Origin of the sequence: Halogeometricum rufum (assembly GCF_900112175.1) — an archaeon.
Classification (GTDB): Archaea; Halobacteriota; Halobacteria; order Halobacteriales; family Haloferacaceae; genus Halogeometricum; species Halogeometricum rufum.
This window is the reverse complement of record NZ_FOYT01000001.1, coordinates 600,750-627,194: the sequence shown is the minus strand read 5'-3', so window position 1 is coordinate 627,194 and position 26,445 is coordinate 600,750. Positions and strand designations below refer to the sequence as shown.

27 protein-coding genes and 1 tRNA gene are annotated in these 26,445 nt (G+C 67.2%); 16 read left to right on the top strand and 12 right to left on the bottom strand.

The window, feature by feature from the left end:
• Positions 1-2 precede the first annotated feature (2 nt).
• The 3 genes from BM310_RS03300 to BM310_RS03290 form a co-directional block, all read right to left on the bottom strand.
• Positions 3-278, bottom strand: coding sequence for a HalOD1 output domain-containing protein (locus tag BM310_RS03300; protein WP_089804596.1), 276 nt, complete (start codon positions 276-278; stop codon positions 3-5).
• A gap of 140 nt (positions 279-418) precedes the next feature.
• Positions 419-1,057 (bottom strand): helix-turn-helix domain-containing protein, encoded by a 639-nt coding sequence (locus BM310_RS03295; RefSeq protein ID WP_177232518.1) that lies wholly within the window; start codon positions 1,055-1,057, stop codon positions 419-421.
• Between the two features lie 81 nt (positions 1,058-1,138).
• Positions 1,139-2,362, bottom strand: a complete 1,224-nt coding sequence (locus BM310_RS03290; protein ID WP_089804591.1) for a potassium channel family protein — start codon at positions 2,360-2,362, stop codon at positions 1,139-1,141.
• Positions 2,363-2,628: 266 nt separating this feature from the next.
• Between BM310_RS03290 and citZ the strand changes: the two genes are divergently transcribed.
• Positions 2,629-3,768 (top strand): citrate synthase, encoded by a 1,140-nt coding sequence (gene citZ / locus BM310_RS03285; protein ID WP_089804589.1) that lies wholly within the window; start codon positions 2,629-2,631, stop codon positions 3,766-3,768.
• A gap of 93 nt (positions 3,769-3,861) precedes the next feature.
• Here the strand turns inward: citZ and BM310_RS03280 are convergent, their stop codons facing one another.
• A complete protein-coding gene (locus BM310_RS03280) occupies positions 3,862-5,241 on the bottom strand; it encodes an MATE family efflux transporter (protein WP_089804587.1) in 1,380 nt (459 codons plus the stop codon).
• A 71-nt stretch (positions 5,242-5,312) separates the two neighbouring features.
• Here BM310_RS03280 and BM310_RS03275 point away from each other — a divergent pair, with 71 nt between their 5' ends.
• From BM310_RS03275 to BM310_RS03240, 8 genes are all read left to right on the top strand, one after another.
• On the top strand, positions 5,313-5,741 hold the full coding sequence (locus BM310_RS03275) for a gamma-glutamylcyclotransferase family protein (protein ID WP_089804585.1): 429 nt from the start codon (positions 5,313-5,315) through the stop codon (positions 5,739-5,741).
• Between the two features lie 304 nt (positions 5,742-6,045).
• Complete coding sequence (ilvA, locus tag BM310_RS03270; RefSeq protein ID WP_089804583.1) at positions 6,046-7,257, top strand: threonine ammonia-lyase; 1,212 nt, start codon at positions 6,046-6,048, stop codon at positions 7,255-7,257.
• A gap of 221 nt (positions 7,258-7,478) precedes the next feature.
• Positions 7,479-8,897, top strand: a complete 1,419-nt coding sequence (locus BM310_RS03265) for a cytochrome ubiquinol oxidase subunit I (RefSeq protein WP_089804581.1) — start codon at positions 7,479-7,481, stop codon at positions 8,895-8,897.
• Entirely contained in the window at positions 8,897-9,931 is a 1,035-nt protein-coding gene (cydB, locus tag BM310_RS03260) for a cytochrome d ubiquinol oxidase subunit II (RefSeq protein WP_089804579.1), read from the top strand. Before BM310_RS03265 ends, cydB begins: the two co-directional genes overlap by 1 nt.
• An 80-nt stretch (positions 9,932-10,011) precedes the next feature.
• Positions 10,012-10,398, top strand: coding sequence for a Rid family detoxifying hydrolase (locus BM310_RS03255; RefSeq protein ID WP_089804577.1), 387 nt, complete (start codon positions 10,012-10,014; stop codon positions 10,396-10,398).
• Between the two features lies 1 nt (position 10,399).
• Complete coding sequence (locus tag BM310_RS03250) at positions 10,400-10,606, top strand: hypothetical protein (protein WP_089804575.1); 207 nt, start codon at positions 10,400-10,402, stop codon at positions 10,604-10,606.
• A 28-nt stretch (positions 10,607-10,634) separates the two neighbouring features.
• Positions 10,635-10,715: transfer RNA gene (locus BM310_RS03245), tRNA-Ser, on the top strand.
• Between the two features lie 236 nt (positions 10,716-10,951).
• Positions 10,952-11,383: a universal stress protein gene (locus BM310_RS03240; protein WP_089804572.1), complete on the top strand. Its 432-nt coding sequence runs from the start codon at positions 10,952-10,954 to the stop codon at positions 11,381-11,383.
• A 93-nt stretch (positions 11,384-11,476) separates the two neighbouring features.
• Here BM310_RS03240 and BM310_RS03235 read toward each other — a convergent pair whose 3' ends face one another.
• Positions 11,477-11,932 carry an OsmC family protein gene (locus BM310_RS03235; RefSeq protein WP_089804570.1) on the bottom strand — a complete coding sequence of 152 codons (456 nt, stop codon included), beginning with the start codon at positions 11,930-11,932 and terminating at the stop codon, positions 11,477-11,479.
• 294 nt (positions 11,933-12,226) lie between these two features.
• On the opposite strand from BM310_RS03235, the gene BM310_RS03230 reads away from it, so the two are divergent.
• The 4 genes from BM310_RS03230 (at position 12,227) to BM310_RS03215 (ending at position 16,337) form a co-directional block, all read left to right on the top strand.
• The gene (locus BM310_RS03230) at positions 12,227-12,616 is read left to right on the top strand and encodes a DUF2237 family protein (protein WP_089804568.1); all 390 of its coding nucleotides are present in this window, start codon (positions 12,227-12,229) and stop codon (positions 12,614-12,616) included.
• A 133-nt stretch (positions 12,617-12,749) separates the two neighbouring features.
• Positions 12,750-12,929, top strand: coding sequence for a hypothetical protein (locus BM310_RS03225; protein WP_089804565.1), 180 nt, complete (start codon positions 12,750-12,752; stop codon positions 12,927-12,929).
• A gap of 356 nt (positions 12,930-13,285) precedes the next feature.
• On the top strand, positions 13,286-14,926 hold the full coding sequence (gene thsB / locus BM310_RS03220; RefSeq protein ID WP_089804563.1) for a thermosome subunit beta: 1,641 nt from the start codon (positions 13,286-13,288) through the stop codon (positions 14,924-14,926).
• Positions 14,927-15,335: 409 nt separating this feature from the next.
• Positions 15,336-16,337, top strand: coding sequence for an ornithine cyclodeaminase family protein (locus BM310_RS03215; RefSeq protein WP_089804561.1), 1,002 nt, complete (start codon positions 15,336-15,338; stop codon positions 16,335-16,337).
• A gap of 4 nt (positions 16,338-16,341) precedes the next feature.
• Here BM310_RS03215 and BM310_RS03210 read toward each other — a convergent pair whose 3' ends face one another.
• Positions 16,342-16,563 (bottom strand): DUF7535 family protein, encoded by a 222-nt coding sequence (locus BM310_RS03210; RefSeq protein WP_089804559.1) that lies wholly within the window; start codon positions 16,561-16,563, stop codon positions 16,342-16,344.
• 391 nt (positions 16,564-16,954) lie between these two features.
• Positions 16,955-19,831, bottom strand: a complete 2,877-nt coding sequence (gene leuS / locus BM310_RS03205; protein ID WP_089804557.1) for a leucine--tRNA ligase — start codon at positions 19,829-19,831, stop codon at positions 16,955-16,957.
• A 259-nt stretch (positions 19,832-20,090) separates the two neighbouring features.
• On the opposite strand from leuS, the gene BM310_RS03200 reads away from it, so the two are divergent.
• Positions 20,091-21,263, top strand: a complete 1,173-nt coding sequence (locus BM310_RS03200) for an SMP-30/gluconolactonase/LRE family protein (protein ID WP_177232517.1) — start codon at positions 20,091-20,093, stop codon at positions 21,261-21,263.
• A 107-nt stretch (positions 21,264-21,370) separates the two neighbouring features.
• Here BM310_RS03200 and BM310_RS03195 read toward each other — a convergent pair whose 3' ends face one another.
• The 4 genes from BM310_RS03195 to pheA form a co-directional block, all read right to left on the bottom strand.
• On the bottom strand, positions 21,371-21,823 hold the full coding sequence (locus BM310_RS03195; RefSeq protein WP_089804555.1) for an Hsp20/alpha crystallin family protein: 453 nt from the start codon (positions 21,821-21,823) through the stop codon (positions 21,371-21,373).
• Positions 21,824-21,954: 131 nt separating this feature from the next.
• The gene (locus BM310_RS03190) at positions 21,955-22,473 is read right to left on the bottom strand and encodes a gamma carbonic anhydrase family protein (RefSeq protein WP_089804553.1); all 519 of its coding nucleotides are present in this window, start codon (positions 22,471-22,473) and stop codon (positions 21,955-21,957) included.
• Positions 22,474-22,567: 94 nt separating this feature from the next.
• A complete protein-coding gene (gene hsp14 / locus BM310_RS03185; protein ID WP_089806979.1) occupies positions 22,568-22,984 on the bottom strand; it encodes an archaeal heat shock protein Hsp14 in 417 nt (138 codons plus the stop codon).
• A 98-nt stretch (positions 22,985-23,082) separates the two neighbouring features.
• Complete coding sequence (pheA, locus tag BM310_RS03180) at positions 23,083-23,889, bottom strand: prephenate dehydratase (protein ID WP_089804552.1); 807 nt, start codon at positions 23,887-23,889, stop codon at positions 23,083-23,085.
• A gap of 75 nt (positions 23,890-23,964) precedes the next feature.
• Here pheA and BM310_RS03175 point away from each other — a divergent pair, with 75 nt between their 5' ends.
• Positions 23,965-24,546: a hypothetical protein gene (locus tag BM310_RS03175; protein WP_089806977.1), complete on the top strand. Its 582-nt coding sequence runs from the start codon at positions 23,965-23,967 to the stop codon at positions 24,544-24,546.
• A gap of 15 nt (positions 24,547-24,561) precedes the next feature.
• Here the strand turns inward: BM310_RS03175 and hisH are convergent, their stop codons facing one another.
• The gene (gene hisH, locus BM310_RS03170; protein ID WP_089804550.1) at positions 24,562-25,224 is read right to left on the bottom strand and encodes an imidazole glycerol phosphate synthase subunit HisH; all 663 of its coding nucleotides are present in this window, start codon (positions 25,222-25,224) and stop codon (positions 24,562-24,564) included.
• A 175-nt stretch (positions 25,225-25,399) separates the two neighbouring features.
• Here hisH and BM310_RS03165 point away from each other — a divergent pair, with 175 nt between their 5' ends.
• Entirely contained in the window at positions 25,400-26,443 is a 1,044-nt protein-coding gene (locus BM310_RS03165) for a substrate-binding domain-containing protein (RefSeq protein WP_089804547.1), read from the top strand.
• Positions 26,444-26,445: the final 2 nt, after the last annotated feature.

The window sequence follows — 26,445 nt, the reverse complement described above, 5'->3', positions numbered from 1 at the left end:
GCCTACGCCGAGGCGGTGTCGGCGTCCGCGTCGTCGATGGAGATGGAGACGGTGCCGTCCTTGTGGATACGAACGTCGCATCCCTCGTACTCGAAGGTGATGCTCACGTGCCCGTTCGTCGCCAGCGTCGAGAGCGCGTCCAGGTCTACCTCCCACGCCAACGGCGGGAGGTCCATCGGGTCTCGGTCGAGCGTTCGCGCGATTCGTCGGACGAGACGAACGTCGAGGCGGCCGCCCGCGACGATACCGTCTGACGACCCGGACGCGGGGGTCGTCACGGGTGTCCCACCCACCGACCCGTCGTGTCGGACGACGGACTCTGACTGCTACCGTTCCAAAACGTCACTCCACTCATCGTGCTACTCACAACCACGGGTGAACGGATGAGCGTCCGCATTGATTTGTCCGGGCGTTTAAGTCACCGAGAGGGGGACTCACCCACGGCGTCCCGGGCGAGGAGTGCGAGGGCGCGGCGGAGTCGTTCGGAGACGGCCTGTTTCGAGACGCCGAGTTCCGCGGCGAGGTCCGACAGCGTCGCCGACCGCGGCACCTCGAAGTACCCCCGCCGAATCGCCAGCGCCAGCGTCTCTCGCTGGAGGTCGGTCAGGTCCGTCGCCGCGTCCTCGGTCCGCGACTCCTCGCGCAGGCGGTGGAGTTCCAGCGGGTACCCAGACGTCTCGGCCGTCTCGCGGAAGGCGGCCACGTGGGCGAACTCGGGGAAGCGGACGCAGAACGTCCAGTCCCTGACGGCGACGGCCTCCAGAACCACGGGGTCGCCGAACAGTCGCCGAATCGAGCGCCGAGCGTCCGGCGTCCACGCGAGGCGGTAGCGCGTCCACGACGACGTCACGTCTCGCTCGGTGAGCGACGCCACCGCCGAGTCCGCGCGTGCCGAGGCGGCGAACGCCTCCCTGTCGCCGCGGACTCTGACGAACGGGAGCGGGTCCGGCGACGCGGGGACGAACCGTTCGAACTCCACGCGACCCGTCCAGTCGCTGGGGACGCCTTCGAGGAGGAGTTCACTCCGAGGGAGCGAGAAGTCGGCGACGAGACTCACGTGGGAGGTATTGCAGATACCGGAGATAACTCTTGTCGAACCGGTCGGACACCTGAACAGTCGAGGCGGAGCGCCGTCCGGTCACTCCTCGAACGCCTGCGGGTCGTCGAGGAGTTCGCCGAGGCGTTCGGCCCCCGCGCGGGTGCCCTTCGCGATGAGGGCGTCGCCGGGGTGCAGCGCGGTGGTCGGACCGGGTTGGACCACCCACTCGCTCCCGTCCGCGCGGCGGACGGCGATGACGCGCATCCCCGTCTCGGTCTTCACCATGCGGTCGCCGAGCGTCTCGTTCGCCAGCGAACTCTCACCGCCGACGTGGAGGCGGACGATAATCTCGTCGGACTCCTCGACGGCGGCGGCGACGACGGGGTGGGCGTCGATACCGCGGAGGACGCCCTCGGAGATTTCGAGGGCGGCGTCGGAGATGACCTCCGTCGCCGAGGCGATGTGGACGAGGCCGCGGAGTTGGACCGGGTCGTCGACGCGTTGGGCCGCCTGCAGCACCCACGCCTCGAAGCGCGACTTCAGGGCGTCCACCTCGGCTTCCAGTTCCTCGACTTCCTCGGCCACGTCCTCGGAGTCGAACAGCACCGACCCGTAGGCGAGGTCCACGGCGAGTTCGCTCATGTCCTTCATCAGGATGATGGAGTCCACGGCGCGTTCGAGGTCCTCGATGGGCGGGTCGTGCGTCTCGGGCAGTTCGTACGGGGCGGTCGTCGCCGTCTCGAACACCGTCGCGACGCCCGTCTGCGGGCCGCGGAGGAGGAGGACGTCGTCGGCCTGTATCGTCGTCTCGCGGTTCGGGTTGAGTATCCACCGGCGCTTGCCGGTCACCGACTGCCGACGGATGGCGATGACGCGCACGCCCGTCTCCGTCTCCATGTTCACGTCGGCCAGCGACCGACCGCAGTAGTCGGAGTCGGCGACGACGGTGGCGCGGACGAGCATCTCCGCCGCCTCCGGGAGGGCCGAGCGAATCGCGTCCGGGAGGCCGATGTCCTCCAGCACCACCTTGGCGATGTCGCCCGCGGCGTTGGCTATCTTCTCCGCCGCGCCGACGACGCCGAGGACGGAGGCGAGTTGCTCGGCGTCCTCGGGCGTGCGGGCGGCCATGAGCAGGCTCATCCGTCCCTGCAGTTTCAGCACGTCCATCCGCTCCTCCAGTTCCAGCACCTCGCGGGCGATGTCGTCGCTCCCGTTGAGGACCGCGGAGAACGAGAGGTCGATGAGGAGTTCCGCCGTGTCTTTCATCTCGGCGAGCACCTCCTTGACGCTCACCGGTTCGTACTCCACGTCCTCGGGGTTCATACGCCGAGGTTCACGTCGTTCGGTGAAAAGGTTTGTTAGCGACGACGTCCGTCGGACGTTCTACGCGAAGCGGCAATATCTCCGTGTCGGCGGGACGGGCCGTGTCACGGCGGTACGTGGGGAGAGGCCCCTCCGCGTCCCGTCGCGCCGGTCCCGATACCTCGACGCCCGAGAGCGCGGCTGTCGAAACCGTTTTTCGGCAATAGTCGATTTCGTTTTGGTGTGAACGATAACGCTTTTTTGATACCGATGGGAACCTGATTGGTATGTCAGACGACCTGAAGCGGGGTCTGGAAGGCGTTCTCGTTGCCGAGTCCGAACTGAGCTTCATCGACGGGGACGCCGGCGAACTCGTGTATCGCGGGTACGCCATCGAAGACCTCGCCCGAGACGCTTCGTACGAAGAAGTCGTCTACCTCCTCTGGCACGGGGAGCTACCGACGCGCGAACAGTTGGACGAGTTCTCGTCCACGATGGCGGAGGAGCGCGAACTCGACGACGGCGTGCTCGACGAGATTCGGGCGCTCGCCGAGGCCGACGAGGTGCCGATGGCGGCGTTGCGGACCGTCGTCTCGTCGCTGTCGGCGTACGACGACGACGCGGACCACGAGGACGTGACGGACCTCGACGCGAACGTCCGCAAGGGGCGGCGCATCACGGCGAAGATTCCGACGGCGCTGGCGGCGTTCAATCGCCTGCGGAACGGCGAGGACGTGGTGAGTCCGCGCCAGGACCTCGGCCACGCGGAGAACTTTCTCTACATGCTCAACGGCGAGGAACCGGACGACGTGCTGGCGGAGACGTTCGACATGGCACTCGTCCTGCACGCCGACCACGGCCTGAACGCCTCGACGTTCTCGGCCAAGGTGACCGCCTCGACGCTCTCGGACCTGCACAGCGCGGTCACGTCGGCCGTCGGCACCCTCGCGGGGTCGCTGCACGGCGGCGCGAACGCGAACGTGATGAAGATGCTCAAGGAGATAGACGAGAGCGACAAAGACCCGAAGAAGTGGGTCACGGACGCCCTCGAAGAGGGCCGCCGCGTCCCCGGGTTCGGCCACCGCGTCTACAACGTCAAGGACCCGCGCGCGAAGATTCTCGGCGAGAAGTCCGAGGCACTCGGCGAGGCCGCCGGCGACATGAAGTGGTACGACTACTCGGTCGCCATCGAGGAGTACATCGGCGAGGAGAAGGGCCTCGCGCCGAACGTGGACTTCTACTCCGCCTCGACGTACTACCAGATGGGCATCCCCGTGGACATCTACACGCCCATCTTCGCCATGTCCCGCGTCGGCGGGTGGATAGCGCACGTCATCGAACAGTACGAGGACAACCGCCTCATCCGACCGCGCGCGCGCTACGTCGGCGAGGAGGACCTGACGCTCACGCCGATAGACGAGCGGTAGACGGCGGTCGAACGACGCACACGGGCTGGACACCCCGCTCTCCTTTCGCGGCCGACGGCGAGTGGCGACGCCGTCCGGCGGCCGTCGACGGCGTCAGTCGTCGCCCTCGATGCTTCCTCGCTCTCGGAGGAGTCCCGCCGCCGTCCCCGCCCAGTCGGCGTACCGGAACGCGACGAAGACGAAGAGACCCATCCACGCGTAGGCGGCGAAGACGCCGACGTAGACGCCGACGAGGCCCGTACCGAGGACCTCGACGGCGACGTACGAGAGGCCGACGAAGAAGCCGAACATCCCCGTGAGGCGGGCGACGAAGGGGATGCGCGTCGCCCCCGCGCCCTGCAACGCGCCGGAGAGCGCGACGAACAGGGCGAGAAGCGGCGCGGAGAGGCCGTAGACGACCGCGAACTCGGCGGCGTAGGTGAGCGCCTCGCCCGACCCGCCGAAGCCGAGAACGGCCACCACCGGGTCGGCGAAGACGACGAGGAGGAGACCGACGACGCCGACGGTGCCGAGAGCGAGGACGGCCGTCGCCCACCCCTCGTACCGGGCCGTCGCCGGATCGCCTCGGCCGAGTGCCTGTCCGACGAGGATGCTCGCGGCGGTGTTGTAACCGCGGACGAGCGGTCCCGTCACCTGCTGGTAGACGCGGCGTCCGATCTGGAAGCCGGCGTTCGCCACGTCCCCGAACGATAGCAGGAGGGCGTTGAACGGGAACTCCGCGAGTTCGGCGGCGAACCCCTCGGCGACGCGGGGGAGGCTGACGCGGACGAGTTGCGCGCCGATGGTCGCGTCCGTCGGCCGCGCGAACGTCACCGGCGACTCGGGGCGGTAGACGGCGGCGACGAGGAGGGTGGCCGAGAGAGCGTTCGCCGCCGAGGTGGCGAGGCCGACGCCGAACACCTCCAGTCGGGGCAGGCCGAGGAGGCCGAACCCGAGTCCGACCGAGAGGGAGACGTTGACGACGTTGGCGACGACGTTCACGTACATCGGCGTCAGCGTGTCGCCGAGGCCCTGTAACGACCGGGCGGCGACGAGGGCGACGAGTCTGGCGGGCGCGGTGGCGAAGACGACGGCGAGGTAGGTGCCGCCGAGGCGGACGGCGTCGTCGCTGGCGGGGAACAGACCCACGGCCGTCTCGCCGAACAGGACGCCGACGAGGACGAACGGGACGCCGACGAGGAAGGCGACGAGGAGAGCCTGCGTCACCGCCTCGTCGCGGTTGGCGTCGGCACCGCTGCCGGTGTCCTGACTGGAGAGGGCGATGGCGGCCCCGCCGAGTCCGAGGCCGATGCGGAGGGGGAAACGAGCGAACAGGTCCGCGAGGCCGATGGCGACGACGGCGGCGGGCGAGAGCGCGGCCGTCACGACGATGTCCACGGTGCGCATGAGCGTCCGCGTCGTCTGTTCGGCCATCACGGGCCACGCGAGTGCGAACACTCGCGTCCAGACGTCGCGGAGTCGCCCGCCGTTCATACAGTCACCAGCGACGTGTGACGCTTGACGATACCGGAAACGGAACGTCGCTCCGGCGTGAATCGACATCCATGCCCTCGTTCTTCGTCTACGGGACGCTGACGGACGCCGACCGAGCGGACGAACTGCTCGACGACTGGTCGTTCGGGCCGGACGCCCGCGTCGACGGACTCCACCGCGTCGAGGGGCGGTATCCGACGCTCGTACCCGGCGGGTCGGTGTCGGGTCGCCTCCTCCGCACCGACGAGGTGACGACGCTGGACCGGTACGAGGGCGTCGCCTCCGGCCTGTACGTCCGAGTCGAACTCCCCCGGACCGACGGCGGCCGGGCGTTCGTCTACGTCGGCGACGCGGCCCGTCTCGGCGTTCGCTCCGCCGGCAAAGACGAGAGCGCCGACGCCGGGTGGCCGGGCGACGGTGACCTTCGAACCCGGGTCGAACGCTATCGCTCCGCGAACTCGGTCGTCGTCGAACCGACGGACGCCGGGCACGACGAGTGACAGACGGGCGTCTGACGGCGCGTTCGGGTCGCCGCTGTCTTGCGATTTCACTTCCACTCCGCCTGCAGGACGTTTATATACCATCCGAACAGTAGAGTAACTGCACGTCACACGCGTGCATTCCCCCCTTTACACGTTCTGAGACGCAGGAACGAACGACCAGCCGTCGGTATCGTCGCCTCGTCTCGAACGCTCCCCGACGCCGCCACGGCGACCGCGCGGGCCGACCGCCGCGCTCGCATAAATTGTAACGAACGAAACTGTAATCCGAACGCTTACACGTCGCGCCACGGAACCGCGGCGTATGATTTCGCTCGCCGACATCGAGGCGGCCCGGGACCGAATCGAGGGGGTCGCGAAGCACACACCGCTGGACTACTCACACACGTTCTCCGACATGACCGGCGCCGCGGTCTATCTGAAACTGGAGAACAACCAGCGCACCGGGTCGTTCAAGATTCGCGGCGCGCTGAACCGCATCACGACGCTGTCGGAGGCGGAGAAGGACGCGGGCGTCGTCACCGCGAGTGCCGGCAACCACGCGCAGGGCGTCGCCCTCGCGGCGACGCGTGCGGGCGTCGATTCGAAGGTCGTGATGCCCGAACACGCGCCCATCTCGAAGGTGAAGGCGACGCGGCGGTACGGCGCGGAGACGGTCCTCCACGGCGCGGACTACGACGAGGCGCAGGCGAAGGCGCACGAGATAGAGGAACGGGAGAACCGCACCTACGTCCACGCGTTCGACGACGACTACGTGATGGCCGGTCAGGGGACCATCGGGCTGGAGATAGCCGAGGACTGCCCCGACGTGGAGACGGTCGTCGTCCCCATCGGGGGCGGCGGCCTCATCTCCGGCGTCGCCACGGCCGTCAAGGAGCGACTCGGCGACGTGCGCGTCGTCGGCGTGCAGGCGGAGGGGGCGTCGAGCGTCGCCCAGTCACTGGAGAAGGGGTCGGTGCAGGAACTCGACAGCGTGAACACCGTCGCCGACGGCATCGCCACCCGTCGCGTCGGCGACAAGCCCTTCGAGGTCATCCAGCGGTACGTCGACGAGGTGGTGACCGTCTCCGACGAGGAGATAGCCGTCTCCCTCACGTACCTGCTGGAACGCTCGAAGACGCTGGTCGAGGGGGCGGGCGCCGTCCCCATCGCCGCCCTCCTGTTCGAGAAGTTCGACTTCGCGCCGGACGAAGTCGTCGTCCCCGCCCTCTGCGGCGGCAACATCGACATGAACCAGCTCACCACCGTCGTGATGCGGGGCCTCGTGGAGACGGGGCGCTACCTGAAGGTGCGGACGGTCCTGCGGGACCGCCCCGGCGCCCTGCACGACCTGCTGGCGATAATCGCCGACGCGCAGGCGAACATCTACGCCATCCGCCACGACCGCACCTCCCGCGAGATAGGCATGAACGAGACGGACGTCGAACTCGACCTGGAGACGCGCGGCCACGACCACGTCGAGGACCTCCTCGGCGCCCTCCGCGAGAAGGGCTACCGCGTGGAAGTCCTCGTCTGAGCGGTCGCCGACGTCCCCGGCCGCACGACGCTCTCGAACCGCGACGCTCCCGAACCGCGACGCTCTCGAACCGCGACGCTCCCGAGTCGCCGTCCGTGACCTGTCGGCGGCCGAATCGTTCCCAGCGGCTGAGAAGCAATCGGCCCGATATATGAGTCTCTCTCTAAGGCATAGATAGTAGCTGAGCGGGAGTCTCTCCGCTCGCACGCGGCCTTCGCCCCATGATAGACCCAGTTCTCGCAAGTCGACTGCAGTTCGCGCTGACGACCATCGTACACATCATCTTCCCGGTGATGAGCATGGGCCTCGCACCGTTCCTCGTCTACTTCACGTGGAAAGACATCCGCTCCGAGGACCCGGTGTACGAGCAGTTGCGGCGGTTCTGGACGAAGATATTCGCCGTCTCGTTCGTCGTCGGCACCGTGACGGGCATCGTCCTGGAGTTCGAGTTCGGGACGAACTTCGCCGCGTTCTCGGCGTTCACCGGCGAACTGTTCGGCGGACCGCTGGCGACAGAGGGGATGATGGCGTTCATGCTGGAGGCGACGTTCCTCGGCGTGTTCGTCTTCGGCCGCGAGAAGGTGTCCGACGCGCTCTACATGGTGTCCGCCGTCGCCGTCGGCCTCGGGACGTGGCTGTCGGCGGTGTGGATTCTCGTCGCCAACTCCTGGATGCAGACGCCGCGCGGGTTCGAGGTGGTGACGAAGAACGGTCAGCCCATCATCTCGCTGGTGGACCCCATCGCCGCCTACGCCAACCCGCGATTCCCCTGGATGTTCGTCCACATGCAGAACGCCGCCGTCCTCTCCGTCGCCCTGTTCATGGCCGGCGTCGCCGCCTACTACGTCTTCCGACACCACCACTGGGGCTACCCGGTGAAGAACGTCGCCTTCTGGGAGACGACGCTGAAGATAGCCATCGTCGTCCTCGTCGTCACGGCGCCGTTGCAGGTCGTCCACGGCGACGCCTACGGGCGGCACGTCGCGGAGACGCAACCGCAGAAGTTCGCCGCGATGGAGGCCGTCTGGGAGACCGAGAGCTACGTCCCCGAGTACATCGTCGCGGTGCCGACGAACCTCGAAGACCTGACGAACCCCCGCGCCAAGGAACTGTTCGGACTCGGCATCCCCGGCGGCGCGTCGTGGCTGGCAAGCGGGGGCGACCCCACGGCCACCATCACCGGGTTGAACGAGTTCGAGACGGAGGCGCCGCCGGTGGCCATCGTCTTCTGGTCCTTCCGCATCATGGTCGGACTCGGCTTCTGGTTCGTCCTGCTGGCGTTCTGGGCCGCCTACCGGTGGTGGCGGGGGCAACTCCGCGAAGACGACCTGTTGCACAAGTCGCTGATGGCGTCGTCGCTGCTCGGCATCCTCGCCGTCGAGGTGGGGTGGATCGTCACCGAGGTCGGTCGACAGCCGTGGGTGGTGCAGGGGGTGATGAGGACGTCCGACGGAGTCTCGCCCGGCCTGGCCGGCTTCGAGGCGACGCTGACGCTCGCCGGGTTCGCCCTCGTCTACCTCGGACTGCTGACGCTCTACACGTACGTCGTCGCCCGCATCATCCGGGGCGGGCCGCCGACGGTGACGGGGCACACGCAGGCGACGCTCGACGAGACGGCCGCCGCCGCGGGGGACGACTGATGCCCGCGTTCGCGTCGCCCCTGCCGCTCCAGACGTACGGGCTGGCCGACGGTCCGCTGTTCGGCCTCCCCCTGCCCGAGATATGGTTCGGGCTGGTGTTCTTCATGCTCGGGACGTTCCTGTTCCTCGACGGCTTCGACTTCGGCGTCGGCGCCATCTTCGCCACGCGCGACGACGAGGAGGAGCGAGAGCAGTTGCTGTCGGCCATCGGCCCGTTCTGGGACGGCAACGAGGTGTGGCTGGTCGTCTTCGGCGGCGCGCTGTTCGCCGCGTTCCCGTCCGTGTACGCGGACCTGTTCAGCCGGAACTACCTGCTGATGTTCGCCATCCTCGGCGCACTCATCCTGCGCGGCCTCGCCCCCGAGATGTACGAGCAACGGCACGACGAGGCGTGGCAGCGCTGGTGGGGGCGGGCGTTCGTCGCCGGCAGCGTCCTCGCGCCGTTCTTCCTCGGCGTCTTCGCGGCGAACTGGCTGCTCGGCGCGACGACGATTCTCTCCGTCGCCTCCGTCGTCGTCGGCGTCGCCGTCGTCGCCCTCACCGTCGTCAGCGGGGCGGCGTTCCTCGGGCTGAAGACGCGCGGGTCGCTCCGCGGGGAGACGGCCCGGTACGGGACCCCAGCGCTCGCCGCCTACCTCGGCCTCGTCGTCGTCGCCGTCGCCTACCTGCTCGTCACCCGGCCGGGGATGCGGCCCGCGCTTCTCGCGCCCGCGTCGCTCGGACTCGTCGGCCTGAGCGCCCTCCTCGGCGTCGCCTACGTCGCGGCGATGCGGCGCGAGCGATACGTCCTCGCCCTCGCCGCCGCCGCGGGTCTGACGTACGGGCTGGTCACACTCGTGGCCGCGCTGCTCTACCCCCTCGTGGACCCGGTGACGGGGCTGACGCTGTCGGCGGGCATCGTCTCGACGCTCCCGCTGAACCTCATGAGCATCGCCTCTGCGCTCCTGCTCCCCCTGATATTCGTCTACTTCGCCGTCCTCTACTCGACGTTCCGCGGCCCCGTCGAGGCGGGCGAGTCGTACGCCGGCGACTGACGCCGCGGAGCACGGTGCGATGCGTCGACGAGGCGGCCGCTTCTTTCGGTTTTAAGTCCACGGCGGAAGACCCGTCGGGTATGAAACGAACCATCAGCACGGACGAGGCGCCCGCCGCAGTCGGCGCGTACAGTCAGGCGACGACGAACGGGTCCGTCCTGTTCACGGCGGGGCAGATTCCGCTGACCCCCGAGGGCGAACTCCTCGACGACGAGGACATCGCGACGCAGACGGCGCAGTCGCTGGACAACGTGATGGCCATCCTCGAATCGGAGGGGGCCGGCGCGGGTGACGTCCTGAAGGTGAACGTCTACCTCGCCGACATCGACGACTTCGAGGAGATGAACGAGACGTACGCGACGTACTTCGACGAGGAACCGCCGGCGCGAAGCGCCGTCGAGGTGGGCAACCTGCCGAAGGGCGTCGGCGTCGAGATAGAGGCCATCGCCGACGTGGCCGACAAGTAGCGTGCCCTCGCGCGTCAGGTCCGCGGCGTTGTGGGGCGTGGTCGGCGCACTCGCCTTCCTCGTCCTCGTGCAGGGCTACCGACTCGTCGTCGGGTCACTCGGACTCGACGTGGGGGCGGCCCTCGGCGTCGCGGTTGCGGTCGGTGTGGTCGTCGGTGCCGCGTCCTACGCCACCGAGAAGCGCATCGCCGCGAAAGGAAGGACTTAAACACGTCAACCGGGTAGTCCGGATTAGAGCCGGGATGGCCGAGTGGTAAGGCGCACGCCTGGAAAGCGTGTTCCCTTTGGGATCCAGGGTTCAAATCCCTGTCCCGGCGTTTCTCTGCGAACTACCCTCCAGCGAGGCGTCTCGTCGCCGAGCGGACGACGGGGAGTTCGCTGTAACCGACGACGAAGGGATTTGAATCAGGGAACGGCGCGAGCGAAGCGAGCAGAGTGACCGTGGTTCAAATCCCTGTCCCGGCGTTCTACTGACTTCACTTCTCCAGCGAGGCGTCTCGTCGCAGAGCGAGCCACGCCACTTTTTTCATCGTCCAAACAGTAGCAAAGAATCGTGTACCACGATATCCTCATCCCGACAGACGGATCCGCTGCGAGCACGACCGCGCTGGAACAGGGCGTGGAGATTGCGTCTGGGACGGGTGCCACGGTACATCTCCTGCACGTCGTCGACGTCGAGACGGAGATGGCCGCATCCGGTGTTGGTGACATCGCGGACGACCTCACGAAAACCCTCGACGAGGAGGCGAGAGAGGCGCTGAATCAGGCCGAGAAGATGGTCGACGAAGCCGGTGTTTCGGCAGAGCGGGTCATTCTCGAAGGGTTTCCGGAGGACGCGATACAGGAGTACAGCGACGAGAACGGAATCGACCTGATCGTGATCGGAGAGAGCGAGGATTCGACCCTCTCAGAGCGGCTCTTCGGTAGCACGACGGAGGACGTGGTTCAGTCGGCGACCGTCTCTGTTCTGGTCGCTCGAGCGTGAGCCGGTCACCGCCTCCGTTGCACTCGGTGGATACTGGACCACCGCCGGTAGGAGAGAAGGCAGAACAGGTCCGAGTCGATGCCGACGACTCGTTCAGCGGGATTCGAAGGAGACGGCGAGCGGCGTCTCGTGACTCAGATTGTCGCTGACGGGACATCGTTCTTCGACCGCCGAGAGCCACGTCTGAATCGTCTCGTCCGTCGCGTCCACGTCGGCCGAGATGTCGACGCGGACCTCCTGGTACCCGGCCCGCGACTCGTCGCTCTCGCCCATGAACTTCGCGGGGTCGAGGTCACCGTCGATTTCGATTTCGAGGTCACGCACGTCCAGGTCCATCTCGCGAGCGACCTGGTGGGCCACGACGTTCATGCAGCCGGCGAGTGCGCCGAGGAGGTACTCGACGGGATTCGGTCCCTCGTCGCTCCCCCCGAGCGTCGCCGGTTCGTCGACGACGAACTCGAAGTCACGGGTCGATACGCGGGTCCGGGTCGGGGACTCCGCCGACGCGGAGACGTCGAAGGTGAGTCGTTGTGGAGTTTCTGAACCCATACCTACCACGGGGACTCGCGAGAACGTAACCACAGGTGGAGGTTCTCAGGTAGTGAGAAGGCAGTGAGGAGCGCGCGTCGCCCGTTCGGCCGTGAGTGTGCGCTCCGGACTCCGCGGGGCCGCAGCAGACTACCAGCGGCGGGGGGTGCGATAGAGCCGAGTGAGTTCGAGTCTCTGTCCCGGGAGTCTCCGATTTCACACCTCCAGCGAGGTGTCTCGCAGCCGAACGAACCGCGGCGGCGGAGCGATACCCGCACGACGGGCCTTTTGTTCGCACGGCCCTATCGTGCCGATATGTCCGAACGGAACGTTCTCGGCGAGGAACTCGCTCCCTGTAGCACCGACCCGACGACCGGGTTCGAGCGCGACGGCTGTTGCGGAACCCACCCCGACGACCCGGGGCGACACGAACTCTGTGCGGTGATGACCGAGGAGTTTCTGGCGTTCAGCAAACGGCGGGGGAACGACCTCGTGACGCCGCGCCCGACGTTGCGGTTCCCCGGCCTCGAACCGGGCGACCGCTGGTGTCTCTGCCTGGGGCGGTGGACCGAAGCGCTCGAAGCCACGCGGAGCGAACGCCTGCCGGAGACCACCGTCCCGCCCGTCGTCCTCGAAGCGACGAACGAGGCGGTGCTGGATTCCGTCTCGATGGAGACGCTCGAAGCGCACGCGTACGACGAATAGGTTCCGACCGCACCCGCCTGCCGCCAGCCACCACCGGAGTAGTTCGCCTCCACAGCGCCGCCGAAGCGGTTTATTCACCGTGTGACATCCTCCCAAAGATTCATGAGTGTGTCGCGTGTACCCACGGTTGACAATGCCAGACACTAAGAACGGCCGGGAGCGGAAAGGTCGGAACAAGCGGAGCCAACTCCAGGAGAGTCTCTACTCGGAGGAGATAGAGGCGCTAGAGGCCGACGAAGAACTCCCGTCGTTCGAGTCTGAACGGACTCGCCGGTCAGAGTTCCTCGCGGACGAACTGCCGGACGACGAGTAGTCGGCCGGCCGGTCGTCACCGTTCCATTCTTCGAAGGTTCACCCGCCAGTGACGACGCCGCGTCCACTCGCTCTCGCCCGACCCGGAGTGGCGACGCCGCGTTCGGTGACGTGGTGCCACCCGCCGGCTGCGACGCTGAGTATATAAAGGGAGGCGCTACTCGCTTCAGTTCGGTCGCGGAGGCGACGGCGTGCGCGCGGACGAACGGCGGCAGAAACGCGACACGTCGCCGACTTCGGGGGCGGGGTCGTGAATCGTGGTGACACGCCACACGACGTTCTCGAACGTAGCTTTTATATAGAATCACAAACAATCCTGCGGTGACTATGAGTCAGCGAATGCAGCAGGGTCAGCCCATGATCATCATGGGTGAGGACGCGCAGCGCGTGAAAGACCGCGACGCGCAGGAGTACAACATCAGTGCCGCCCGCGCCGTCGCTGAGGCGGTACGCTCGACACTCGGTCCGAAGGGGATGGACAAGATGCTCGTCGACTCGATGGGCGACGTCACCATCACGAACGACGGTGTCACCATCCTCAAGGAGATGGACATCGACAACCCGACGGCCGAGATGATCGTCGAAGTCGCCGAGACGCAGGAGGACGAGGCCGGCGACGGGACGACGACGGCCGTCGCCATCGCGGGTGAACTCCTGAAGAACGCCGAGGACCTCCTCGAACAGGACATCCACCCGACGGCCATCATCAAGGGCTTCCACCTCGCCAGCCAGAAGGCCCGCGAGGAGATAGACAACATCGCAGAGCAGGTCGACCCCAACGACGAGGACCTCCTGAAGAAGGTCGCCGAGACGTCGATGACGGGCAAGAGCTCCGAACTCAACAAGGAGCTTCTCGCCGAAATCATCGTCGACGCCGTCAAACAGGTCACCGTGCAGGCCGACGACGGCTCCTTCGTGGTCGACCTCGAGAACGTCTCCATCGAGACGCAGACCGGTCGCTCCGCGTCCGAGTCCGAACTGCTCAACGGCGCGGTCATCGACAAGGACCCCGTCCACGACGACATGCCGACGGAGTTCGACGAGGCCGACGTCCTCCTCCTCAACGAACCCATCGAGGTCGAGGAGGCCGACGTCGACACGCAGGTCAACATCGAGTCCCCCGACCAGCTCCAGAAGTTCCTCGACCAGGAGGAGAAGCAGCTGAAGGAGAAGGTCGAGAAGATCGTCGACTCCGGCGCCGACGTCGTCTTCTGCCAGAAGGGCATCGACGACCTCGCCCAGCACTACCTCGCCAAGGAGGGCATCCTTGCGGTCCGTCGGACGAAGAAGTCCGACATCGCGTTCCTCCGGAACGTCGCCGGCGGCAACGTCGTCTCCGACCTCGACAGCGTCACCGAGGCCGACCTCGGCGTCGCCTCCGTCCGCCGCGACAGCGAGGACGAACTGTTCTACGTCGAGGGTCTCGGCGACGAGAAGCACGGCGTGACGATGCTCCTGCGCGGTTCGACCGACCACGTGGTCGACGAACTCGAACGCGGCGTCGAGGACGCCCTCGACGTGGTCGCGACGACCGTCTCCGACGGCCGCGTCCTCGCCGGCGGCGGCGCGACCGAGGTCGAACTCGCCTCGCGCCTCCGCGACTACGCTGACTCCGTCTCCGGCCGCGAACAGCTGGCCGTCGAGGCGTTCGCCGACGCGCTCGAACTCGTCCCGCGCGTCCTCGCGGAGAACGCCGGTCTCGACTCCATCGACACGCTCGTCGACCTCCGCGCGGCCCACGAGGACGGCGACGAACGCGCCGGTCTGAACGTCTTCTCGGGCGAAGTCGAGAACACGTTCGAGTCGGGCGTCGTCGAGCCCGCCCACGCCAAGGAGCAGGCCATCTCCTCGGCCACCGAGGCGGCGAACCTCGTGCTCAAAATCGACGACATCATCGCCGCGGGCGACCTCAGCACCAGCGGCGACGGCGACGAGGGCGGCGCGCCCGGCGGCGCCGGCGGCATGGGCGGCATGGGCGGCATGGGCGGCGCTATGTGAAATCTGTCGGAGACAGATTTCCAGAGGCCGTCAGGCACCGCCTGACGCAGCCGATGTGAGCGAGGCGGGAAAACGCGACCGAAGGGAGCGGAAACCCGCCTCGACAGGCGAGCGGGGAACGAACGTGACCCGCGAGCCCCTTCGGACGCCGGACCCGTACGCCCCAACGACCCCAGCCTGAATCGTCGCGAAACCGTCGGCTTCACGCCGAACCCGACTTTCTTTCGACGCCGCGCCCGCCAGCGACGCGTCTCGCGGTACGCACCGTCGCTGCAACGAACTGCGTCTAGCCCGAGAAGAGTTCGAGATGCGGTGCCGAAAGCGAACTCGATTCGAAAATAATCCGTTCGATGGCAGTTAGGTCGGATTAGCATGAACTAAGTAACGGTCCGCAGAAACGTGACGCAAGATGCAAACACTGCTCTTGAACAGCGAGGACGTTCACGAGAACGCGAACATGGCGGAACTCGTCCCCGCCGTCAAGGAGGCGTTCGCGGCCTTCGAACGCGGCGACGCCCAGATGCCGCCGAAGTCGTACATCGACCTGCCGCAGTACAACGGCGACTTCCGGTCGATGCCCGCCTACATGGACGCCGGCGACTGGGACGCCGCGGGCATCAAGTGGGTGAACGTCCACCCCGACAACGAGGAGCAGTTCGACCTCCCCACCGTGATGGGGACGATGGTGTACTCCTCGCCTGAGACGGCGTTCCCCCTCGCGGTCATGGACGGCACCGAACTGACGATGAAGCGGACGGGGGCGGCCGCCGCCGTCGCCACCGACCACCTCGCCGTCGCGGACGCCAGTTCGCTGGGCATCGTCGGCGCGGGCGTCCAGTCGTACACGCAGTTGGAGGCCATCGCCACCGTGCGCGACATCGAGGAAGTCGTCGTCTCGGACCTCGACGAGGAACGCGTCGCGCGCTTCATCGACGCGTTCGAAGACGAGTTCGACGTCCGCGCGGGGTCGATCGAGGAGGCCGCCTCCTGCGACGTCCTCTCGACGGTGACGCCCGTCGAGGACCCCGTCGTCTCCCGCGACGCCGTCGGCGACCACACGCACGTCAACGCGATGGGTGCGGACGCCGAGGGGAAGCACGAACTCGCCGACGAGATACTGCTGGACGCCAAACTCGTCATCGACGACCACGAGCAGACGACCCACTCGGGCGAGATAAACGTCCCCTACAACGCGGGCGTCCTCTCGGACGACGACATCTACGGCGCAATCGGCGAGATAGTCGTCGGCGACAGGGAGGGCCGCACCGACGAGGACGGCATCACCGTGTTCGACTCCACGGGACTGGCGATTCAGGACGTCGCCGCCGCGCACATCGTCTACGAACACGCCCGGGAGAACGACAACGGCTACGAGTTCGACCTGCTGGGACTCGCCGGCCGCGGGAACTGAGAACTCACGTCTCCGTCCGGCCGCCGCCGCGGGAGACGTAGTCGATGAGTTTCGTCACGACCCAGACGGCGACGAGGAACGGCAAGAGCGGGAGCATCACGGCGACCATGACGAGAAAGATCACCCAGCCGACGGAGTTCATCTCCGCGTCGGGGTGGGACTTGTAGCCGGGCGTGACCGTTCTGTAGACCTGTCGGAGCGCACTCGGAGAGTCTTCTTCTGCCATGACTACCAGTACGTGCGCGTCGGCATTAGCAGTTCGTGACGTTCGCAGCGTCTGCTGCTCAGAGCGGGCGCCACCGCGTTCGCTGGGACCGGTCGCCACACTCGGGACACTCGAACGTGGTGTGGTCTTCGCAGTCGGACCCGCGTCGCGAGTCGACCCGGTGCATCTCGACGTCGCACTCCGAACAATGCATGCCAGACGTTCGTTTGCGTGTCAGTATCAATCTAGGTAACTAGTCGGAAGTGATAGCGATCGAACGAGAACCGTGTGTACGACGCGCCAGAGACACGTCTGGCAGAGTAGCAATCGGCGTCAGCGAACCGCTACGCCGCGAGATTATCAACGCTGAAACAGCGCGGCACGGGGGAAAGAGGCCGAATCCGCGAGTCGCTCACTCGGCTTCGAGTTCGATGGCCGGGCGGAGCGGAATCGCCTGCTTCGTCGCGTCGGCGTCCTCGCCCTCCAGAGCGAGTTCGACGTCGGCGTCGAACTCCCGCGAGAGGAAGTCGGTCGCCGCCTCGTACGTCGCGTACTCGTCGAGTTCGGCGAGAGCGGCCACCTCGCTCTCGTCGCGTCCGCGGACGAACTCGACCAGTTCCTGCACGAGGTCGTTCACCTCGTTGCCGCGTTCGCGCAGGTCGGGGTCCTGCATCACGCTGCTCATCACGGCCCCCTGATTCGCGTCCTCCTCGACGACGGTCCGGAGCACGTCGCGCTTCCAGGCGGCGGCGACGGTGACGGTGATGCGGTCGGGGTCGGCCTCGGGCACGTCCTCCTCGGCGTTCGCCAGCGACTGCTGGATACCCTTGATGTCCTCGGTCAGCCGCTCTATCTGCGACTCACTGGCCTCGACGGCAGCGCTCTCGAAGGACGCGTCGGGTTCGGGCCACGGCGCGTCCTCGGCGGGCGTCCCGGTCAGCCGTTCGTGCAGTTCGTTCGTCATGAACGGGACGAACGGGGCGAGGAGTCGCAGGCGCGTCTCCAGCACCCGTTCGAGCGTCCACTTCGCGGCCGGGCGGTCGAGGTCCGTCCGCCGGCGGTACCAGCGGAGTTCCTCCTCGAAGTTGTAGAAGGCGGCCTGACTGGCGGTCCGAGTCTCCGAGGACTCCATCGCCTCGGTGACGTCGCGGACGGTGTACTGCAGTTTCGACAGCAGCCACCGGTCCTCCTGTTCGAGTTCGGGGCGTTCGTCCGGCGCGTCGGCCGCGAGTATCTCGTCGGCGCGGTTCCAGAAGCGCTCTAACTGGTCCCGGACGGACTCGACCTGTTCGGCGCGCCAGTCGTAGTCCTGCCACGGTTCCGCGGAGTTGAGCAGGAAGAAGCGCACGGTGTCGGCGCCGTAGTCGTCGATGGCCGCGCCGGGGAGGACGACGTGTCCCTTCGAGGAGGACATCTTCTCGCCCTCCAGCAGGCCCATCCCCATGATGACGATGCCCTGCGGCCAGTTGTCCCGGTCGAACAGTTCGGCGTGGTGGAACAGGTAGAACGTCAGGTGGTTCGAGATGAGGTCGTTCGCGGAGAACCGGTAGTCCACCGGGTACCAGTAGTCCCACTCCTCGCGCAGTTCGAGGGCGCGTTCGGGGGCGTCCTCGACGGCGTCCGCGCCGTAGAACAACGCGTCGAAGAACTCGCGGTCCAGGTCCGCCACCGGCACGTCCTGCAGGCGGTGCGCGATGGTGTAGTAGGCCATGTAGACGGTGGAGTCCGACAGCGGTTCGATGACGAAGTCGTCGTCCCACGGGAGGCGGGTGCCCAGCCCGTAGTTGCGGATGCACGGCCACTCGTTCAGCCAGTCGATGGTGTGGTCGTACTCGCCGCGGGTGTTCTCGGGGATGGCCTCCATCTGCGAGACGACGTCGTGGGCCTTCGCCTTCCACGCCTCGTCGTTGTAGCGCAGGAACCACGTGTCCTGTTCGGCGACGACCACGTCGCCGCCGCACCGGCAGACGACGTCCTCGGAGAACTCCTGCATCGTCCCGAACGCCCCCTCGTCGCGGTGGGCGTCGCGGAAGCGCGTCCGCACGTCCTCGACCAACTCGCCGGCGAACTCGCCGTAGTCGTCGTTCAGGTGCCCCGCGTGGAACTCCCTGTTGTACAGGTCCTTCGTCACCTTCTCCAGAGCGGGGTCGTCCGAGGAGGTGATTCCGGCCTCTTCGACGGCCGACTTGGCCGGTATCTCGCCGTAGCCCTCGACGGAGAGGATGGGGACCGGTTCGATGGCCTCGACGTCGGCGGGGTCGATGTCGTACTCACGCATCCGGCCGTCGTCCGCCTTCGCCTCCTGCAGGGCGACGTAGTCGTCCGGCGAGTGCGCCGGGACGGACATGACGACGCCGGTGGCGTTCTCGGCGTCCACGAAGTCCGCGGGCAGGACGAGTACCTCGTCGCCCGTGACGGGGTTGGTGACGCGTTCGCCGACCAGTTCGGTGCCGGGGACGCGGCGTTCGACGGTCACGTCGTGCGCCTGCAACTGCAGTTTCTCGACGGCCGCCGCGGAGACGAACCACTGCTCGCCGTCCACGTCGGCGTAGACGTAGTCGGCCTCTGGGTCGATGTACGCGTTCGTCACGCCGCGGACCGTCTCCGGGCGGAGCGTCGCCATCGGGACGACGGTGTCGCCGTGGCCGAAGCGGACCAGCGTGTACTCCTGGAACTCCGCCTCCTCGCCCTCCAGCAAGTCGTGCGTCGTGACCGGTTGCTCCTCGTTCGTGCAGTACTTGACGGGGTGCAGGCCCTTCTCCAGCAGGCCGCGGTCACGCAGCGTCTCGTACTGCCACGTGATGAACTTCGAGTAGCGCTCGTCGTTCGTCGTGAACTCGCGTCGCCAGTCGATAGAGAGCCCCAGCGACTGCATCCCGCGCTTGTAGTGTTCCTCGACGAAGTAGCGGGCGAACCCCATCGGCGTCTCGAGGTCGGTCAGCGTCTCCTCGGGCACGTCGTACGTGTCGCGCAGGACCGAGAGCTGTTTCTCCTCGCCCTTCTTCAGGCGCTCGACGGCACCGATGATGGGCGTCCCGGTGACGTGCCAGGCGATGGGGAAGAGGACGTTGTCGCCCTGTTGGCGTCGGTAGCGGGCGTACACGTCGGGGACGGTGTACGTCCGCGCGTGACCGATGTGCATCCCACCGCTGGGATACGGGTACGGGACGGTGATGAACGTCGGCTCCTCGTCGGCGTCGGCGGCGTCGGAGGGGTCTGCCTCGTAGCGGCCGGTCTCGGCCCACCGCTCCCGCCAGCGCTCTTCGAGTTCCTGCGGGTCGTATTCCATACCTGTGTCGTCAGGATGCGCGCATAAATTAACTCCTATACCCGACTTTCGCACCTGTTCGATTCGGGCGTCGATTGCGGTGAACGGTAGCACGAAACACACGGGGCGTTCCGGTGGCGACCCGCCCCGGACTGTTCCGATAGCGACCCGCCCCGGACCGTCCAATCAGAGACACGACAGGAGGGCGGAGAGAACAGGACCGCGAACACTCACGCGAACCACCGACAACGGCTATGGCGAGCGTTTCCGTACCGGTGGTATGGTTGAACTCACCAAGCGGTCGACACTTCGGCTGTTCGGAACGGGACTGGCGTTCTCCGCGCTCTCGGGCGCGGCGGCGGCACAGGAGGACGGAGACGACGGTGCGGACGACGGGTCGGGCGACGGCGGTGCGGACGAGGGCGAACCGAGCGACGACTCGACGCCCGTCGAGACGGTGGTGGCGGTGCCGGGCGACCCGGTGCCGGAGAACCTCGCACTCGACTGGGACGGGACGCTCTACTTCGGCATCACCGCGGGCGAGGTGTGGGGGGTGACGAACGCGCAGACGCAGGAGACGGGTCTCACGCCCGCGGACCTCACCCGCGTCGCCGAACTGCCGGGGAGCGTCGTCGGCGTCGAAGTCGTCCCCTGCGGGTCGATATACGTCGCCTCGTCGTCCGAAGAAGGGACCGGCGTCTGGGAGGTGCCGCGCGACGGGCACGCGCCGTTCCCCCTCGCGTCCGTCTCGGGGTTCCCGAACGACGTGCTGTACGACCCGGACTTCGACCGCCTCCTCGTCACGGAGTCGTTCGACGGCGCCGTCTACGAGGTTTCGCTGTCGGCGGACGACCCGGAGGCGGAGTTGTGGTTCGAGGACGACACGCTGGAGACGGAGAGTTTCGGCGCGAACGGACTCGCGTTCGGACGCGACGGTTCCGTGTTCGTCGCCGTCACCCGCGCCGTCGACGACGAGGGGCGGGACGTCGGCCGACTGGTGAGAGTGCCCGTCGAGACGGACGGCACCGCCGGGGCGGCGGAGACGTACCTCGAATCGCCCGAGATATTCGGCGCGGACGGCGTCACCACCGACGGCGCGGACGTGTACGTCGCCGCGAACTCGCAGAACCGCGTGGTGCGCGTCACCCCTGACCGCCACGTCGAAGTCGTCGCCACCGCAGACGACGGACTCGTCTTCCCATCGGACGTGCTGTTCGGCGTCACGCCGCGTCAGCGCAGCGACCTGTTCGTCTGCAACTTCGCCAACGACAGCCCCGACGACGGCGCGATTCTCCGCGCGCACCCGTTCGCGACGGAGGACGACGCTGGCGACGATGGAGACGACGGCGACGATGGAGACGACGGCGACGATGGAGACGACGGCGACGGAGGCGGGGACGACGGTGGAGACGATGGAGACGACGAAAGCGAGACAGATACCGGAGACGACTGAAGTCGACGAGAAACCGGGAGCGGCACGTGCGAAATCGGGGGCGGCACGTCAGAGACGGGGGACCGAGACTGCCGGTGCGGCCCGAGGCGTCGGACCGGCGAATCGGCTCAGTTGATGTCGATGCGGTGGGAGTCCTCGGACTCCACCGCCGTCTTGGGGATGGTCACCGTGAGGACGCCGTTCTTGTAGGACGCGGAGGCGTCGTCGGCCATCACGTCTTCGGGGAGACGGAGGGTCCGGCGCATCGACTCGTGGCGGCGTTCGCGGCGAATGTACTCGCTCGACTCGGTGTCGGACTCGCGTTCCTCGTGCATCTCGCGGGAGGCGGAGATGGTCAGCGAGCGCTTGGCGATGGAGAGGTCGATGTCCTCCTTCTCGAAGCCGGGGAGGTCAGCCACGACGACGTACTCGTCGGCCCCGTCGCGGACGTCGATGTCCATGCCGTAGTCGGCGCCCATCATCCGGGAACCGTCGAACTGGTGGCTCATCTCGTCGAACTGGCGGGACATTCGCTCGAACATCGACTCGATCTCTTCGAAGGGGTTGGAACGTCGCATCATTGGTAGTTCACCGAAGAACAGTATGTCGTTCGAGGAGATAAAGATAGCAGGACGTGAGACGGCAATTCGCACGGTACGGCGCTCGTGAACACCAGATACAGCACTTCGGGAACGTCGGACGAGCGGGAGCGTCAGTCGAACAGGTCGGTGTGACGCTCCGCCAACCCCGAGTACTCGGCGGCGGAGTACCTGTCCAGAAGCGCCTCGATGTCGATACTCGCTTCCGAGAGCGGCGTGACCTGCGCGGGGACCCCCCGGACGAACGACTCGGGCGGGACGTCGCGCCCCTCCGGGACGACGCACCCGGCGGCGACGAGACTCCGTTCGCCGACGGTCACGTCCGTGTTTAGCGTGGCGTTGAACCCGACGAGCGCGTCGTCTCCCACCGTCGCCTCGTTGAGGACCGCGCCGTGGCCGACCATCACCCGGTCGCCGACGACCGACGCGTGCAGCAAGGCGTTGTCGGTGACGTGCGACGCCTCGCCGACGCGAACCGGGGCGATGTCCCCCCGCAGGACGACGCCCGGCCACACGCTGGCGTTCGCGGCGACGGTCACGTCGCCGACCAGCGTGGACTCGTTGCTGACGCGCGCCTCGTCGGCAATCGTCGGCGCGACACCCTCGAACTCGTAGCTTCGCGGGCTGTCCATGCGGACACTACGTGGAGTTCGCTGTTAAGTGTTGGTCGGATGAGAAGAACTCGGCGGGAGGGGTGAGGGACCGCCCGGAGACGGGACGCGGCCCTTACACCACGTCGATATTCGTCGACTCGTCGTCCTCGTCGGCCGTCTCCTTCGGCAGGGTGACGGTGAGGACGCCGTTGTTGTACGTCGCGGACGCCTCCTCCTCGACGACTTCGACGGGGAGCGTTATCGACCGGCGGACGCTGCTGCGACTCCGTTCTCGGCGGACGTATCGGTCGCCGGTCTCCTCCTCGTCGGCGCTGCGCTCGGCCTCGACGGTGAGTTCGCGGCCCGAGGCCGAGATTTCGATGTCGTCCTTCTCGTAGCCCGGCAGGTCCGCCACGACGACGAGTTCGTCGTCCGTCTCCGAGACGTCGACGGCGATGTCTCGGAGCGAGGCGAGTCCCGACTCCTCGAACTCGCGGCCCATCCGCTTGAAGAACTGTTCTATCTCGTCGAAGGGGTTCTGGCGCGCCATGTCGTCCACCTGTTCGCCCGGTGACGCTATCAAGGTTTTCGCAGGTTCCCGGGACCGGCGGCGCGTTCGCAGTTCGAGACGCCGGCTCCGTCCGCGGTCTAGTAGAGGACGTGCTGCATGTCGTACGACCCGAGGCGCTTGACCCACCCGCGGGAGGCGATCTCCTCGACGCTCGCGAGGGCCTCCTGCGCGCGGTCCTCGTACAGGCCGGCCTCGAAGTCGATGTGGAACAGGTAGTCGCCGAGGCGGTTTCCGCTCGGGCGCGACTCGATGCGCGAGAGGTTGATGTCGCGTTCGGCGAACGCCTCGAGGAGTTCGAGGAGCAGTCCGGGGTAGTTCGCGTTCGGATAGACGATGACGGTGGACTTGCCGCCCGCGTCCGAGCGTTCGGCGGCGGGCGCGACGACGAAGAAGCGCGTCGCGTTCGAGGAGCGGTCCTGGATGTCCTCGGCGAGGACCTGCAGTCCCTCGCCCGCGTTGTCGGGGTGCCCGATACCGGCGACGGAAGCGTCCTCGCGGGCGCGTTCGACGCCGCGCGCCGTGCTGGCGACGGCTTCGAGTTTGACCTCGGGGTACTCTCGCTCCAGGTAGCCCCGACACTGCGCCAGCGCCTGCGAGTGGGAGGCGACGACGGAGAACTCCTCGGACTGCGCGAGGAGGGCGTGCCGAATCGGCGTCACTATCTCCCGCGTGACGGCGATGTCGGCGTCGGCGATGGCGTCGAGCGTCTCCGTGACGCTCCCTTCGATGCTGTTCTCGATGGGGACGACGCCGCGGTCGAACTCCCCGGAGTCGACGGCGTCCACGATGGCGGACACCGACTCGCGGAAGGCGACGTCGTCTGCGACGGCGCGGGCCGCGCGGTGCGAGTACGTCCCGGCCGGACCCAGCGTGACTGCCTGCATGGCGCGAGATTCGACAGCGGCCTGTAAAATACCGTCGGGTCAGAGACTATGGTCGTCGCCCGCATCGGTGTGACCATGCACCGAAGACGGTTTCTCGCCGCCTGCGGGACGGGCGTCGCTGCCCTCGCGGGTTGCACGGCGCCGGTCGTAGACGACGGGACGACGGACCCGAGCGCGTCGGTAACGAACCCGGGGTTCGAGTCCGGGCTTCGGGGGTGGCTCGTCGGCCGCGACCTGCCGACCGACCCGAACACCGGACTCCCGGTCGAATCGTCGGCGCGCATCGTGGACGACCCGGTGGCCGGCGGCGACGCCGCCCTCCAGTTCGCCATCGACGGGGGACAGGACGACGGCACCATCTGGGCCCAACAGGCCGTCCTCCTCGACGGAACGGACACGCTCTCCGTGTCCGTTCACTCGCCGGAGGAGTCGTTCAACACCCTCACGAAACTGGCGGCGTACGCCGGGCCGCGGCCCGAGCGGGGGTGGTTGCGCGAAGGGGACTTCGACACCGAACGCGCGATAGAGGACCACGCCGGGTGGGAGCGCGTCGAGTACGACCTGTCGGGAGAGGGAGAGGGAATCGTCGCCGTCGGCGTCAGCGTCGTCTGGGAGACGGAGGTGGCCAGGACGATAGACGACGTATCGCTGTCGTAGCGGGGCGAAGCGACGCTACCAGTCGGCGCAGAGTTCGACGAAGTTCCGGAGTATCTTCAGCCCCGTCTCGCCGGACTTCTCGGGGTGGAACTGCGTGCCGAACACGGTGCCCGCCTCGTTGGCGACGATGGCGGGGAACTCGACGCCGTAGTCGGTGGTGGCGACGACTGCGTCGTCGTCGTCCGGGACGGCGTAGTACGAGTGGACGAAGTAGGCGTACTCCCCGTCCACGCCCTCGACCAGCGGGTGGTCGCGCCGCACGTCGAGTTCGTTCCACCCCATGTGCGGCACCTTCTGCCCCTCGTCGAAGCGGACGTTGCGTCCGGGGACGAAGTCCAGTCCCTCCACCTCGCCCTCGCCGGCGTGGTCGGCCTCCTCCGAGGAGGTCAGGAGCATCTGCATCCCGAGGCAGATGCCGAAGATGGGCTGTCCGCGGTCGGCCGCCTCGGCGAGTGCCTCCCGGAACGGGCCGGCGTTCTCCATCCCCTCGGAGAACGCGCCCACGCCGGGGAGGACGATGCCGTCGGCGTCGGCGAACGTCGCCGGGTCGTCGGAGATAGTCACGTCCGCACCCGCGCGTTCGAGTCCGCGCTGGGCGCTCCGGAGGTTGCCGAGGCCGTAGTCCACCATGACCACGGAGGCTACCGTCTCCCGCGTCTCGGACGTCGTCGTGCTCATGCGAGAACGTCCGCGGACCGGGGCAAAGTGACTTTCCCTCGGGGACGGTTCGGCGGCCGTGACCGCAGATTGAGATACATACACTCTAGGGTCACATTGACTGTTAATATTTTGAGACCTATAGAGAAAATAGCAATACTTAACAGGAACCTGTCGAACGAGAAACGTGAGTTCAATGGCGAGTCGACGCAATTTCCTCAAGACGGCAGGTGCCACAGGTGTCGCAGGTCTCGCAGCCCTCAGCGGATGTACGGGTGACGGGAACACGACAGAACAGTCGACGGAGACGGGAAGCGGCGGTACCGCGACCGAAGCGACGACGGAGGCGACGACGACGGGGTCGACCTCGCAGGAGTCCATCATGTTCGCGTTGACGCCCGCGGAGTCGGACGTCGACGTGGAGGCGCAGTACCAGCCGCTGTTCAACTATCTGGAGAGCGAGGTCGGCGTCACCGTCGAATCCACGGTCGCGGCCGACTACGCGGCGGTCCTGCAGGCGCTCAAGAGCGGTCAGGCCGACGTGGCCGACGCCGCGCCCGCCATCGCCATCCAGGGCGGTAACGAGGGCGTGACGAAGGTCATCGGAATCCGCATCGCGTACGGCGCGTCGCGGTACTTCTCGCTCATGACGACGACGCCCGACAGCGACGTCAGCGAACTCACCGACCTCGAGGGCGAGACGGTGGCGTTCGCCGACCGCCTCTCGACCAGCGGTGCGCTGTTCCCCCTCTACATGCTGAGCAAGGCCGGCCTCGACACCGGCGGCGCGCCCGACGGCGAACCGGCGGACTTCGAGGCCCAGTTCTCGGACCACTCGACGGCCCGAGAGACGCTCCTCAACCGCGACGAAGTCGTCGCCGCCGGCACCGGGGCGTTCTCGACGGCACCGCACGTCCCGAAAGACCAGTTCCCGGAGCAGTTCCTGGAGACTTCCGCCGAGAACGACGGCGACCTGGGCACCGAGAGCCCCGAACTGGAACTGCTCTCGGTCTCCGACCCCATCCCGCGCGCGCCGATTCTCGGCCGCGCCGAGATGGACCAGTCGCTCTACTCGGACATCGAGACGGCCCTGCTGGACGTCGGCGAGGACGACCTCATCAACGAGGACCTCGGCGACGACCAACAGCTCTGGTTCACCGGCGTCGACCAGGGGACCGTCGACGACTACCAGCCCGTCCAGAACGTGCTGGACGAACTCGGCGTCACGCTGGGTCAGTAAGG